Genomic DNA, 13,011 nt, shown 5'->3' with positions numbered 1-13,011 from the left:
TAAGATGCATGCATATTTTTCTGAAATTGAAAAGTTAATCCAGGTTGTCAAGAAGCAGGAGGCAGCTTGTCTTCATGAAGCGGCTCAAATTATTGCACACCGTCTTCAAAAGGGAGGCATTCTTCAATTATTTGGCTGTGGGCATTCTTATCTTTTAGCACAGGAGGCATTTTATCGTGCAGGAGGTTTAGTGCCTGTACGTCCGATTTTTATTGAACCTTTAACATTGCAAGCGGGAGCATTAACCTCATCTAAAAATGAACAGGACCCAACCATTATTGAACGATATAGGGAACAATTTGACTTTCATGAAAATGATGTGTGTTTAGTGATTTCAACCTCTGGCAGAAATGCAGCCCCCATTGATGCAGCGCTGCTTGCAAAGGATGCAGGGGTATTTGTCCTATCACTCCAATCGTTAGACTATAGAGAGCAGCCAACACGTCATCATAGCAGACAACGACTAGAAGAGGTTGTCGATCTTGTGATCAATACACATATCCCAATTGGTGATGGTATATTACATAGACATAATATGCAATATGCACCAGCTTCAACGGTGATTGGCTCGCTCCTATTAAATGTACTGTTTAGTGAAATTATTGAGGAAATCGCGAAAACTTCAACAACATTACCGATTTTTATTAGTAATAATGTTGATACAGATGACTCCCATAATAAGACGATAATGGCGAATTATCAGCATCGCATCAATTTCATATGACACTGGAGGCATTATGAATGAAAAGAATGTACAAAATTACTACAACAGAGGGAATTCATGCAAGACCAGCAGCACTACTTGTGGCGGCTGTAACCCCGTTTGAAAGTAATGTTGAATTAACGCATAATAATAGAACGGTCAATCTAAAGTCCATTATGGGTGTAATGTCATTAGGGGTAACACCAGGTAGCATAGTAGAGATTACTGCGGATGGAGCAGATGCTGCAACATTATTGCAAACTGTGACAGAGCTAATCGTTTCTAAGAAAATAGGGGAAGAATCCCTTTAAATAGAGTGATAGTGTACAATACGGAAGGGGATAGATGGATTTAAACACACATCCATTTATCTCCTTTTAAATTTTTACTTGATAAATAACATGATAAAATGTAAGATAGGCTTGCTTTATCTTAGTGCCTAACTAGGTTTAATAATAACATTTCATAGATGGAGAGTGTGTCAGAATGTTACATCAGTTTTCACGTAACGAGCTCGCTATAGGAACAGAGGGTCTCGAGAAATTAAAAAATACTACAGTAGCCGTTCTTGGTGTAGGGGGTGTGGGCTCATTTGCTGCAGAAGCATGCGCAAGAAGTGGCATTGGTCGCATTATTTTAGTGGATAAGGATAATGTAGATATTACGAATGTTAATAGACAATTAGTAGCGTATCTTTCTACAATCGGCCAATCTAAATCAGCGATTATGAAAGAACGTATTGCTGATATTAACCCAGCATGTGAAGTCATTGATATGCATATGTTTTATACAGAGGAAACATACGAGGAATTTTTTGCACAGGGCATTGATTATGTCATTGATGCTAGTGACACAGTGATGTATAAAATTCATATTATGAAGGAATGTTTAAAGCGTAATATTCCCATTATCTCTAGTATGGGTGCTGCGAATAAAATGGATCCTACACGCTTCCAAATTGCTGATATATCGAAAACCCATACAGATCCTTTAGCGAAAATTATCCGCACAAAGCTACGCAAAGAAGGGATTCATAAGGGTGTAACAGTTGTCTTTTCAGATGAAAGTCCAATTGTTGTGCGTCCAGATGTTGTTGAGCATGTAGGGAAGCCTGATGCAGCGATTCGTAAAGCAAAAATGCCGCCTTCTTCCAACGCCTTTGTGCCATCAGTGGCAGGTTTAATCGCTGCTAGCTGGGTTGTAAACACGATTTTAAAAGAGATAAAAATTACACGTGTACAAGGTTAATCGTGTCGAAAAATAGCTGCCTTTCTTACCTTTAGGCAGCTATTTTTTGTATGCTACAATAAAAGCATTGCAAAAAGGGGGCATTTGTAAATGGAGAAAATTTATCAAATGGAATATAAAGGATTAAATCTTTTCGATGAGATTAGTACAGTAGAATTGGCGATAGATGAAGCGCAGCAAACGATACATATTTTCGATGTTGGGCAGGTTGTTAGCCCTATTTTTAACTTTGATGTATCTGCCTATGAATTATCCGATGGCTTTTATCAAATGGCGGATATACTTCGACATAAACGAATATTAACAAATCAACAAACAGCTAGTGATATAACACTTAGTGAATGGCTCATCCAGAATTGTGCATATTTTTATAGTCCAAAGCAACGTATAAAAAAATATGCACAGGGGAGCATTTTAGAAATAATTGATCGAACAAAGGATTTAGGTCTTTTTGATGGTTATGTACAAAAAATATAATTCTATCAAAATAGTTCGTCTCATGTATATAAAATGCTATTAATTCACGAAATTGTCTTATTTTTTTCATGTCCACCCTTCTTTATTTGGTTTATTGCTATAATTTGAGTGATGCCGATGGATAATCAATCAATTTGTTTTGGATGCGCAAAGCTACTCAGTGAATAGCCATGACGTTAAATAACAAATATTCTAGGGAGAGTGGAAAAATGGAAATTCAAGTAATTCGTGACCATTTAGATATTGTGAAACTTCAAGAGAAAATGAATACCATTGTATTTGATTATTTGGATACCTCTAATAATTATCCAAAAGCGATGAGAGAATTAAATCCTTTATATAAACAAGCAACAACTTTTTATAAGGACTATGTTGAGAAGCAGGCAGGAGAGTTACCAAGTGCGAATACGTATTGGCATTTGTTTATCGATTGCTATGCAAAGCTATGCTATTTTTTAGCTATATCAATGTATTATTCATCCAATGCCCTGCAAAAAACGCCTGAACAAGTGGAGCAATTATTGAAAGTAGCAGCCTATTCGCTCCCAAATATTGATCAGGAAGAGAATGATCAATTAGTAACAACTATTTTTGCTCTGTTGAAGGAAGTTATGGAGGATGAAGAAAAAGTAGCAACAATACGCAATGAAGTTTTGGCACAAAAGGGTGACACGAAGCAATGTCTCCTTCAGCTAAAAGTGTTTGTTGACCATGAATTAATTGCTTAAGCAATAAAGAACGATTTATTTTTTGGCCGTAGCCTATAAGAATCTATGTGACTTCTGGAATTAAATTTTATTTTTCTACACGATTGGCTGTTGAAAAATTTGATTGATGAAGTTTCATAGATTCTTTTTTTATGGCGTTGAAAGTAAAAAGCCAAAAGGTATTTATGATTTTTTGTCGAATTATAGTTAAAAACAGGTAATTTATAGGATTAAGGGTGAAGGAGGCTAGACAATGATTGTAAACGGTATAGAAATAGATATAGCAAATTTGGAAAAACCACTATTACTTGTGAGTGAGGAAGAAGAGCTTTTATTTCAAAGACTACTACAACCGACGATTGAGCATCAGCTTATTCAATGTCAATTAGCACTCTCTACAAGAAAATCCATTTCATTAGTCAAGGATATTTGGCTGGCTATGTACAGAGATCGAGAAAATTTATATATTAATAGCGGTCATGCCATGTTGTATCCGATTCGTTTAATTTTATTTGAACTAGTGACGCAAGCTAAGTATTTCCAACGTTTAGCAAAAAAATCACGTGGAGATGAATGCCTTTCCTTTATGTATGCAGTCATTCTTTTACAATTTGTGTTGCAGTGGCTGAAGGAGCGTTTTCGTGATAATCAAGAGGTCTATAGCACATTAAGATTGCTGTATCGAGTGAGCGATGATGAAGTACGTCAGGAGCCTTGTTTTGAAACAAGAGAGCAAAAAGTGGCTCAGGCTGTGGCAGTTAAAGCTATTCGCTTTGAAGTACGGGAACATACACAAGAATTTACAAGTCTATTGTCCCAATCGTATAAATTGATTGCATTTTTGCATAGTAAGCTACATGACGAAGATGGAGAAGCAACGATTTTGCCATCACTTCGCAATATAGCAGAAACATTAAATCAGTTTTATAAGGAACGCTACACAACAAATAACCCAAGCTTTACAGGATAAACTGCTTCTTTGATAAAAAGTAACATCCCTTGATAGTGATGTTACTTTTTATGTTGATGAAAGGACTTAAGCTTTTCGTAGATACCTGCCATACGTTTTTCCTCACCGGCAATAACAGGTTTATAAAATTCTGTCCCTATAAGTTCGTCTGGTAAGTATTGCTGGTCTACCCACCCCCCAAAAGTGCCAATCGGTGTATTATGTGGATACTGATAGCCAACATGTCCTAAATCTTTTGCACCCTCGTAATGTGCATCTCGCAAATGATGAGGAATATCACCTGTTTTGCCTTCATGAATCGCTGCAATCGCTGCATCCATTGCCACAATCGCTGAATTTGATTTTGAGGCTAGACACATCTCAATAACAGCATTGGCAAGCGGTATACGTGCCTCTGGTAATCCTAAGCGTTCGGCTGCTTGTACCGCAGCTAACACATGAGGACCAGTAGCAGGGTTGGCAAGACCAATATCCTCGTATGCCATTACAAGTAAACGTCTGCTAACAGCGACTAAGTCACCTATTTCTAATAAATGTGCTAAATAATATAGGGCAGCATTGGTATCACTGCCACGTACAGATTTTTGCAATGCAGATAGTAAGTTATAAAAATGCGAGCCTTTCTTATCACCATAAACCCCAATCCGACTACTAAGGTGTTCGATAATATGATCTGCTGCAACGGTTTGACCATCCACTTCGTCACTTGCATAATAAATGGATTCTAGTAAAGTCAAAGCCTTTCGTGCATCTCCATTCGCAGCTCCAGCAATCAGCTCCATTTGCTTCTCTGTTAATGTAAAATGATATTTACCTAACCCACGTTTGTCATCAGCAAGGGCCTTTTGAATAAGCTCTATGATATTTTCCGTTGTTAATCGTTTAAGTTGATAGATTTCTCCACAGCGTGAACGAATAGCTGGGTTCACATCATGATAAGGATTTTCTGTTGTGGCACCAATCAACACAATCGAACCATTTTCAACATGGGGTAATAAAGTATCCTGCTGTAATTTATTGAAGCGGTGAATTTCATCTAAAAAAAGAAGGACTTTCCCTGAGATTCTAGCTTCCTGTACAATATCTTCAACATCTTTTTTACCAGCCCGCGTTGCATTCAGAGCAAAGAAGGGGAGCTTTGAGCTGCCTGCGATCGCATTGGCAATTGATGTTTTACCGATACCTGGTTCCCCGTAAAGGAGCATAGAGGGTACATGTCCATTATGAATCATTTTATAAAGCGCTGTATTGGGTCCAATAAAATCCTGATGACCTACTACCTCATCAAGGGTTAAAGGACGCATGCGAAAAGCGAGTGGTTCATTGTGCACAATCATTCCTCCTTTTAGCCGATTATAAAATGCTTCTGTACGAAAATAAAGCATTCGGGTGGATAGCTAAACGGCATTTATTAGTATATCATATCCTTCGGGGTGTATTTCCGAGTTATTCAAGAGGAGATTATGATATACTGTTGGTAGTATTTTGACTAGACTAATTGAGGGTGATAAAATGAAGATTTCAACAAAGGGCCGTTATGGGCTAACAATTATGATTGAATTAGCAAAGCATTACGGGGAAGGTCCTATTCCTTTGCGCAAAATTGCGGCTGAAAAGGAGCTTTCTGAGGCATATTTAGAGCAATTGGTATCACCGCTTCGTAATTCGGGCTTAGTAAAAAGCGTACGTGGTGCTTATGGCGGCTATATGCTCGCGAATCCACCTAGCGAAATTTCTGCTGCACATGTGATTAGCGTATTAGAGGGACCAATTCAACCAGTAGAAGGTATTGAAAATGAGGAAGCGCCACAACGAGAACTATGGCTACGCATTCGTGATGCTGTAAAAAATGTGTTAGATACAACAACGATTGAAGATTTAGCACAATACACAGAAGAGAATGTTGTGGACGGCTATATGTTCTATATTTAAAATGTTCAAGGCGCTGCTCATAGCATTATTCTTTATTTTAAATTTACAATGAGCACAATAGTTTCGGCGTTTTTTATCAAAAGGAGTTTTCAATATGAATTCACATATTTATCTCGATCATGCAGCTACATCCCCAATGAATGACCAAGCAATAGAAGCAATGGCAACAGCTATGAAGCAAGTATTTGGCAATGCATCAAGTATTCATGGGGCTGGTCGAGAGGCACGTAAATATTTAGATGATGCTCGCGAAGTATTAGCTCAGTCTATTGGAGCCAAATCAGGAGAAATCATTTTCACAAGTGGTGGCACAGAGGCTGATAATACAGCGATTATAGGAACTGCCTATGCTCGGGCTACAGAAGGCAAGCATATCATTACAACACAAATCGAGCATCATGCTGTATTGCATACTTGTGAAAAGCTTGAGCGTGATGGCTTTGAGGTAACCTATTTACCAGTAGATCAAACGGGACGTGTAGCAGTTGAGGAAGTGCAAAAAGCGCTACGCGAAGATACGATCTTAGTGACAATTATGTATGGAAATAATGAGGTTGGCACCCTTCAGCCTATTGCTGAAATTGGGGAGCTATTGCGTGAGCATACAGCCACATTCCATACAGATGCAGTGCAGGCTTATGGTTTAGAGGCGATTGATGTAGCCACATTACAGGTGGATTTATTAAGTGTGACTGCTCATAAAATGAATGGTCCTAAAGGCATTGGCTTCCTTTATCAAAAGGCAGGAACACCTCTGGCAAGCTATGCATTAGGGGGCGCACAAGAGAAGAAACGTCGTGCAGGTACTGAAAATATCCCTGCCATTATTGGCTTTGCGACTGCTGTACAAGTTGCAAATAAGTTGCGTGAAGAAAAGCGTTCACTATACAATCATTTTAAGCACATGATGCTTGATATTTTTGCACAGGAAAAGTTAGCGTTCCATCTAAATGGGAATAAGGAGCATTCATTGCCTCATATTTTAAATATTAGCTTTGAAGGGATAGAAGTGGAGTCCTTTTTAGTCAATCTTGATATGGCTGGTATTCATGCATCCAGTGGCTCAGCATGTACAGCAGGTTCCATTGATCCATCACATGTGCTTGTTGCGATGTTTGGCCAGGGGGCAGAGGAGCTACGCAATTCCATTCGCTTTAGCTTTGGACAGGATTTAACGGAAAAAGATGTTCAAGATGCAGCTAAAAAAACAGCTAACATTGTGCAAAGACTAGCGAAAAAATAATCGTAAAGTATTATAGCAATTAGATAAAAGAAAAGGTGACCACAATGAAAGAAACACGTGACCCCTCACAAATTCGTGTTGTCGTTGGCATGTCAGGTGGAGTAGACTCTTCGGTGGCTGCATATCTCTTAAAACAGCAAGGGTATGAAGTCATCGGGATTTTTATGAAAAACTGGGATGATACAGACGAAAATGGGGTTTGTACAGCAACAGAAGATTATGACGATGTGATAAAAGTATGTAATCAAATCGGTATTCCATACTATGCGGTTAACTTTGAAAAGCAATATTGGGATAAAGTATTCTCATACTTTTTAGAGGAATATAAGGCAGGACGTACACCAAATCCTGATGTTATGTGCAATAAAGAAATTAAATTTAAAGCCTTTTTGGAGCATGCGATGAGCCTTGGTGCAGATTATTTAGCAACAGGTCACTATGCACGCATTGATCGTAGTGGTGATGGTGAGGTAAAAATGTTACGTGGTGTTGATGATAACAAAGATCAAACATACTTTTTAAACCAACTATCGCAGGAGCAATTAACACATGTGATGTTCCCAATCGGCGATATTGAGAAAAAAGAAGTGCGTAAAATTGCTGAAGCAGCAGGTCTTGCAACAGCTAAGAAAAAGGATTCAACAGGTATTTGCTTTATTGGCGAACGAAATTTCAAGGAGTTCTTAAGTCAATATCTACCTGCACAGCCTGGTAAAATGGAGACAATGGATGGGGTTGAAATGGGTCAACACGATGGTTTAATGTACTATACACTTGGACAACGACATGGTCTTGGTATTGGTGGAGACGGCGAGCCATGGTTTGTGCTAGGGAAAGATTTAGCCCGTAATGTGCTACTTGTTGGCCAAGGTTTTGACAATCAGTATTCGTATTCTACCTCATTAACGGCTGTGAAAATGAACTATACTTCGACAAAAAAATTGCCTGGGAAATTTTCTTGCACAGCAAAATTCCGTTATCGTCAAACAGATACGCCAGTAGAAGTTGAAATTTTACCAGATGGTCGAGCACATATTACATTTGCAGAGCCTGTTCGTGCCATTACACCAGGACAAGCTGTTGTGCTCTATAATGGAGAAGAGTGTATGGGTGGCGGAACAATTGATGAAGTGTTTAAAAGTAATGAAAAACTAACATATGTTGGATAATTTGCGTTTAGACTGCTTTTACTGCCTTTTGGCTTTATAAGAGCAGTCTTTCGCTACATAGAGGTGAAGATTAATGAATTATAATGAACAGGGTATTCAAGCATTTCAAGACAAGCGCTATGAGGATGCTGCCCAACTATTTACAAAAGCGATAGAAGCAGAGCCTAATAATGCGATTGGCTATATTAATTTTGGAAATTTATTAGCTGTATTAGAGGATACTGAGCGTGCAGAGCGTTTCTTCCAAAAGGCGATTACAGTTGATGCAACAGCAGCTACTGCTTATTATGGCTTAGCTAATCTGTACTATAATGCGGAGCGCTATGCTGAGGCTGCAAAGCTTTATGAACAAGCATTAACACATCAAATTGAGGGTGCAGATGTCTATTACATGATGGGAAAATGCTTTGAGCGCATGGAAAATCCGAAATTAGCACTGCCCTATTTACAACGTGCAGTAGAGCTTGCTCCTGAGGATACACAAATTCGTTTAGCCTACGCCATTGTGCTATGTGCACTTGAAATGTTTCAGGAAGGGAAGAGGGAGCTGGATTTATTAATTGAGCAGGATTGGAATAATGCAGATGCACACTATAATTTAGGTGTTCTTTATGCAGTATCCACAGAGCAAACAGAGGACGCAATGTATCATTTAAAACAAGCCTTTACACTACAACCTGAATACGACCAAGCACGTTATATTTACGATATGATTGCCCAGCGTTTTAACTAATACATGCTTATAAAAGTAGCAAGTGTTATAAACTTGCTGCTTTTTGTTTATATATTAAAAAAGTAGAAGGCTAACTCTGATGATGGTGAAGGGCCACGATTTTTTATAAAATTTATTCTTTCCTCTTTTATTTTTGATTCAAACTTGTTAAGGTATGTCATGCAGGAAAGGAAAAGAAAAGGTGACAACATGAATAAAGTATTTATTGCTCTATTACTTGTAACAGCATTAGCAGCAATTGAAGGAACGATTGTGAGTACCGCTATTCCAAGTATTACGGCTGACTTATTAGGCGTGGACTTAATAAGCTGGATTTATTCTGCTTATTTATTAGCTTCTGCGATTGCAGCGATTATTTTTGGTAAGCTAGCCGATTTATTTGGACGTAAGCGGATGATTATTATTGGTATTATTATTTTTTTAATTGGCTCTATGTTATGTGGTTTAGCCCAATCAATGGAGCAATTAATTGTCTTTCGTGCGATTCAAGGGATTGGGGCAGGCTCTATTTTACCGATTACATTAACGATGGTTGGTGAGCTATTTAAGACTGAAAAAGCACGAGCTAAAGGACAAAGCTATTTAAGTATGGTATGGGGTGTATCGGGCGTTGTCGGTCCATTATTTGGTGGCTTTATTGTTGACCAAGTGTCATGGCACTTTATCTTCTTTATTAATGTACCCTTTGGCTTAGCCTCTATTTATTTAATTGTCAAGCATTACCAGGAGCAGTTAGAGGCAGTGAAGCGTAAAATTGATTATTTAGGTGCGACATTATTCACAATTGGCATGGTGGCACTCCTATACGTCATTATTGATAACAGTAAAACACAGGCTTGGTTATCGAGCCAGTCCCTACTTATGTTTGGCATGGCAGCTATCTTTTTAGGTATTTTTATTTGGGTGGAGCTACGAGCAGAGGAACCCATTATTCCATTAACATTGTTTAAAAATGGTCGTCTTATGGTGATTAATGCGTTAACCTTAAGTGCCATGTCTATTGTGATTGGCGTGACGGTGTATATTCCAATATTTGCCCAAAGTGTTCTTGGCAAAAACGCTACACAGGCAGGCTTATTATTAACACCTATGTCTGTTTTTTGGACGGTAAACTCCATTACAGCAGGTTATTTAATCGGACGTTTAACGAATAAACGCATTATTCAAATAGGAACGATTTTACTAAGCATTGGGGCAATTTTGTTGGCAAGATTAACGTCAGACTCTAGCGATTTTAACGTTTATATTGGGTCCTCCTTAATTGGGCTTGGCATGGGCTTTATTATGCCAATGTTAATGATTTCCATACAAAAGGTGGCTCATCCAAAGCAGCTTGGTATATCCATTGGCTTAAATTCCTTTACCAATACATTTAGTCAAGCCATTGGTGCGGCGTTATTCGGTATGATTTTTAACTTAGCAACGAGTGAAAAGATGGCATCACTAGGAAAAGGTGAAATTCAATTAAATGGTGAATTTGCAAAAGGTGGCTTTAATTTAGAAGAAGTAAGCTTTTTAAAGGACACTATTGCGAGTGGTGTAAGCTATGTTTATATCACAGCCTTTGCCTTTGCCATCTGTGCCCTGATTTTCTCCTTCTTTATCGCCACAAAATCTAAAGAAAGTAGATAAAGGCAAAATCCGTGTAGCTTCTGCAGGAAAAGCAAGAGCACAAGGCCTCGCTTTGGCTCGTGCTCTCTTTGCAGAAAGTAAAGCGGATTTTTAATTATTGATGAGGCGGAAGCTGTGTTAAATATTTAGCTAGATGTGCTATGGGGCTATCTAGCATTGGAGGTTCAGCCTCATTTTCCTTTAAAATATTAATTTCTTTATTTAGTCGCTCCATTTTACGGTCTAATTCAGCAGCCTGGAGAGCGGCTTCTTTTAATTCTATACGAATATGCTCAGGCACTTCCTTGTTATATTTATAATAAATTTTATGCTCAAGGCTTGCCCAAAAATCCATAGCAATTGTGCGAATTTGAATTTCTGTGTAAACCTTAGCCATACGATCAGACATAAAAATTGGTACTTTTATAATAAGATGAAGACTTTGATAACCATTATCCTTGGGGTTGGCAATATAGTCTTTAATCTCTACAATCTCAATATCATGTTGTGCCTGTAGCATAGCACTAACTTTATAAATATCCTCTACAAAGGAACATGTAATACGAGCACCTGCTATATCACGAATATTTTCACGAATAGCTTCAAGTGATGGATGAATGCCTCTTTTCATGATTTTGGCTAAAATACTTTTGGGCGATTTCATACGTGTTGAAACATGCTCGATTGGATTATATTCATGAATAAGCTTAAATTCTTCTTGTAAAATATTAATTTTTGTTTCTACTTCCTGTAAAGCCGATTTATAGGCTAAAAAGAAGCGAGTTAGCTCTGTTTGAAATGATGCGAAAGATGCTATCTCATATTCAGTTTTCATTTATTATCCATCCTTTCTTCTAAGTTTATTCCTTTTTAATTTTATTTTATGCAGAGAAGTTATGAATCGCAATGAATTAGCTAACTATTGGAGATTTTTGTATTCTTCTATAAGAAGAGACCTACTATATAACCGTTATAAAGGGAAAAAGGTTTCATTAAATAAAAAGAAAGCAAAGGGGAGCCCCTTTGCTTTAAGCAATAATTTTAGCATTTAAGTTATAACGTTTATTAAATTCATCGACAAATACTTGCAAATCAATAGATGTTTCAATATAAGGTTCTGTTTCTTGGTCACGCAGGAAACCACACGTTGCCTTTAAGGATTTAGAAAACTCAAGCAGCATTTGCTCATTATCAAGCTGAATCTGTATAGCAAGAGAGTGATCTCTTTTATTGACCTTGAAATATTTGCCATCAATAATACGCTCTAAATTTGTTTCTTGAAAAGGAAAAACATATTCTTTGTAGATAAGATTCACAGTATCCCGCCTTCTTTACAATATTTTACTACATCTGTATACGGTAGATCTCCACCAAAAATAGAGAGGGCACTACCAATTGTGACATGAAGCCTTCCTTTGGCTAAATCATTGAACTTTGCTAAATCCTCCAATGAACGAACACCGCCTGCATAGGTAGTTGGAATAGATGTCCAGGCAGCTAAATCCCGTACTAAACTTTCCTGCATGCCACCCTTTTTTCCTTCCACATCCACCGCATGAATCAACAATTCATCACAGAAGCCTTCGATATAAGCAATGGATTTGGCATTGACTTCAAAATCACTGAATTTTGTCCATTTATCAGTCATTACAAACCACTTACCATCTCGCATTTTACAGCTTAGATCAATCACAAGATGCTCCTTGCCAATTTGCTGACAAAGTTGCTGTAAACGCGCTACATCTAGTTGTCCATCATGAAAGATAAAGGAAGTCACAATAATATGTGAAGCACCTGCCTCAATAAAGCGCTGTGCATTTTCAGTTGTAATACCACCGCCAATCTGTAAGCCTTGCGGATAGGCAGCTAAAGCAGAGAGGGCTGCTTCTTCATTTCCTGAACCAAGCATAATAACATGTCCACCTGTTAAATGATCGTTTGCAAACATTTGGGCATAGTAGCTTGCATCATAACTAGAAATAAAATTTTCAACGACTGTTTGATCTGCATGCCCCAGCGTACTCCCCACAATTTGTTTTACTTTGCCATCGTGTAAATCGATGCAAGGTCTAAATTCCAATCCTTCCACAATCCTTCCGTACAAAATCTTATTTATCTTGATCCAGTAGAAGTGCAAGTCCCTGCTGTATTAAGATAAGGTCTTAGTGAGTGTCCCACAAGATGTAATTGATTCTATCATAGCATGGAAAGAATCATA

The 13,011-nt window shown here is 37.9% G+C and carries 15 protein-coding genes; 11 read left to right on the top strand and 4 right to left on the bottom strand.

Going from position 1 to position 13,011, the window contains the following annotated elements:
- The first annotated feature begins 4 nt into the window (after positions 1-4).
- The 6 genes from MHB44_RS15305 to MHB44_RS15280 all read left to right on the top strand — a co-directional run bounded on the left by MHB44_RS15305 (position 5) and on the right by MHB44_RS15280 (position 4,105).
- A complete protein-coding gene (locus MHB44_RS15305; RefSeq protein WP_341299880.1) occupies positions 5-724 on the top strand; it encodes an SIS domain-containing protein in 720 nt (239 codons plus the stop codon).
- Positions 725-741: 17 nt separating this feature from the next.
- A complete protein-coding gene (locus tag MHB44_RS15300) occupies positions 742-1,014 on the top strand; it encodes an HPr family phosphocarrier protein (RefSeq protein ID WP_341299879.1) in 273 nt (90 codons plus the stop codon).
- 175 nt (positions 1,015-1,189) lie between these two features.
- On the top strand, positions 1,190-1,951 hold the full coding sequence (locus MHB44_RS15295) for a tRNA threonylcarbamoyladenosine dehydratase (protein WP_341299878.1): 762 nt from the start codon (positions 1,190-1,192) through the stop codon (positions 1,949-1,951).
- A 90-nt stretch (positions 1,952-2,041) separates the two neighbouring features.
- A complete protein-coding gene (locus MHB44_RS15290) occupies positions 2,042-2,428 on the top strand; it encodes a hypothetical protein (RefSeq protein ID WP_341299877.1) in 387 nt (128 codons plus the stop codon).
- A gap of 209 nt (positions 2,429-2,637) precedes the next feature.
- Positions 2,638-3,156 carry a hypothetical protein gene (locus tag MHB44_RS15285; protein WP_341299876.1) on the top strand — a complete coding sequence of 173 codons (519 nt, stop codon included), beginning with the start codon at positions 2,638-2,640 and terminating at the stop codon, positions 3,154-3,156.
- Between the two features lie 232 nt (positions 3,157-3,388).
- Complete coding sequence (locus tag MHB44_RS15280) at positions 3,389-4,105, top strand: hypothetical protein (protein WP_341299875.1); 717 nt, start codon at positions 3,389-3,391, stop codon at positions 4,103-4,105.
- A 41-nt stretch (positions 4,106-4,146) separates the two neighbouring features.
- Here MHB44_RS15280 and MHB44_RS15275 read toward each other — a convergent pair whose 3' ends face one another.
- Positions 4,147-5,436: a replication-associated recombination protein A gene (locus tag MHB44_RS15275; RefSeq protein ID WP_341299874.1), complete on the bottom strand. Its 1,290-nt coding sequence runs from the start codon at positions 5,434-5,436 to the stop codon at positions 4,147-4,149.
- Between the two features lie 181 nt (positions 5,437-5,617).
- Here MHB44_RS15275 and MHB44_RS15270 point away from each other — a divergent pair, with 181 nt between their 5' ends.
- The 5 genes from MHB44_RS15270 to MHB44_RS15250 all read left to right on the top strand — a co-directional run bounded on the left by MHB44_RS15270 (position 5,618) and on the right by MHB44_RS15250 (position 10,814).
- On the top strand, positions 5,618-6,037 hold the full coding sequence (locus MHB44_RS15270) for an Rrf2 family transcriptional regulator (protein ID WP_053996725.1): 420 nt from the start codon (positions 5,618-5,620) through the stop codon (positions 6,035-6,037).
- Between the two features lie 94 nt (positions 6,038-6,131).
- Entirely contained in the window at positions 6,132-7,280 is a 1,149-nt protein-coding gene (locus MHB44_RS15265) for a cysteine desulfurase family protein (protein WP_341299873.1), read from the top strand.
- Positions 7,281-7,324: 44 nt separating this feature from the next.
- Positions 7,325-8,449 (top strand): tRNA 2-thiouridine(34) synthase MnmA, encoded by a 1,125-nt coding sequence (gene mnmA, locus MHB44_RS15260; protein ID WP_341299872.1) that lies wholly within the window; start codon positions 7,325-7,327, stop codon positions 8,447-8,449.
- Positions 8,450-8,522: 73 nt separating this feature from the next.
- Entirely contained in the window at positions 8,523-9,182 is a 660-nt protein-coding gene (locus MHB44_RS15255; protein ID WP_341299871.1) for a tetratricopeptide repeat protein, read from the top strand.
- A gap of 189 nt (positions 9,183-9,371) precedes the next feature.
- Positions 9,372-10,814, top strand: a complete 1,443-nt coding sequence (locus tag MHB44_RS15250; protein ID WP_341299870.1) for a DHA2 family efflux MFS transporter permease subunit — start codon at positions 9,372-9,374, stop codon at positions 10,812-10,814.
- Between the two features lie 94 nt (positions 10,815-10,908).
- Here MHB44_RS15250 and MHB44_RS15245 read toward each other — a convergent pair whose 3' ends face one another.
- From MHB44_RS15245 to hisA, 3 genes are all read right to left on the bottom strand, one after another.
- Positions 10,909-11,628, bottom strand: coding sequence for a GTP pyrophosphokinase family protein (locus MHB44_RS15245; protein WP_341299869.1), 720 nt, complete (start codon positions 11,626-11,628; stop codon positions 10,909-10,911).
- 193 nt (positions 11,629-11,821) lie between these two features.
- Positions 11,822-12,109 (bottom strand): hypothetical protein, encoded by a 288-nt coding sequence (locus tag MHB44_RS15240; RefSeq protein ID WP_053996252.1) that lies wholly within the window; start codon positions 12,107-12,109, stop codon positions 11,822-11,824.
- Entirely contained in the window at positions 12,106-12,873 is a 768-nt protein-coding gene (gene hisA / locus MHB44_RS15235; protein ID WP_341299868.1) for a phosphoribosylformimino-5-aminoimidazole carboxamide ribotide isomerase, read from the bottom strand. The genes MHB44_RS15240 and hisA overlap by 4 nt, the downstream gene beginning before the upstream one ends.
- Positions 12,874-13,011: the final 138 nt, after the last annotated feature.

It is taken from the genome of Lysinibacillus sp. FSL H8-0500, assembly GCF_038051955.1.
GTDB classification, from domain to species: Bacteria; Bacillota; Bacilli; order Bacillales_A; family Planococcaceae; genus Lysinibacillus; species Lysinibacillus macroides.
Note: the sequence above shows the minus strand (reverse complement) of the source record. Positions and strands in the feature narration are given on the sequence as shown.

Coding starts and splice junctions, on each gene's coding strand:
- MHB44_RS15290 (WP_341299877.1), top strand. CDS start 2,042: ATGGAGAAAATTTATCAAATGGAATATAAAGGATTAAATCTTTTCGAT.
- MHB44_RS15280 (WP_341299875.1), top strand. CDS start 3,389: ATGATTGTAAACGGTATAGAAATAGATATAGCAAATTTGGAAAAACCA.
- MHB44_RS15300 (WP_341299879.1), top strand. CDS start 742: ATGAAAAGAATGTACAAAATTACTACAACAGAGGGAATTCATGCAAGA.
- MHB44_RS15305 (WP_341299880.1), top strand. CDS start 5: ATGCATGCATATTTTTCTGAAATTGAAAAGTTAATCCAGGTTGTCAAG.
- MHB44_RS15295 (WP_341299878.1), top strand. CDS start 1,190: ATGTTACATCAGTTTTCACGTAACGAGCTCGCTATAGGAACAGAGGGT.
- MHB44_RS15245 (WP_341299869.1), bottom strand. CDS start 11,628: ATGAAAACTGAATATGAGATAGCATCTTTCGCATCATTTCAAACAGAG.
- MHB44_RS15265 (WP_341299873.1), top strand. CDS start 6,132: ATGAATTCACATATTTATCTCGATCATGCAGCTACATCCCCAATGAAT.
- MHB44_RS15250 (WP_341299870.1), top strand. CDS start 9,372: ATGAATAAAGTATTTATTGCTCTATTACTTGTAACAGCATTAGCAGCA.
- MHB44_RS15255 (WP_341299871.1), top strand. CDS start 8,523: ATGAATTATAATGAACAGGGTATTCAAGCATTTCAAGACAAGCGCTAT.
- MHB44_RS15285 (WP_341299876.1), top strand. CDS start 2,638: ATGGAAATTCAAGTAATTCGTGACCATTTAGATATTGTGAAACTTCAA.
- MHB44_RS15270 (WP_053996725.1), top strand. CDS start 5,618: ATGAAGATTTCAACAAAGGGCCGTTATGGGCTAACAATTATGATTGAA.
- mnmA (WP_341299872.1), top strand. CDS start 7,325: ATGAAAGAAACACGTGACCCCTCACAAATTCGTGTTGTCGTTGGCATG.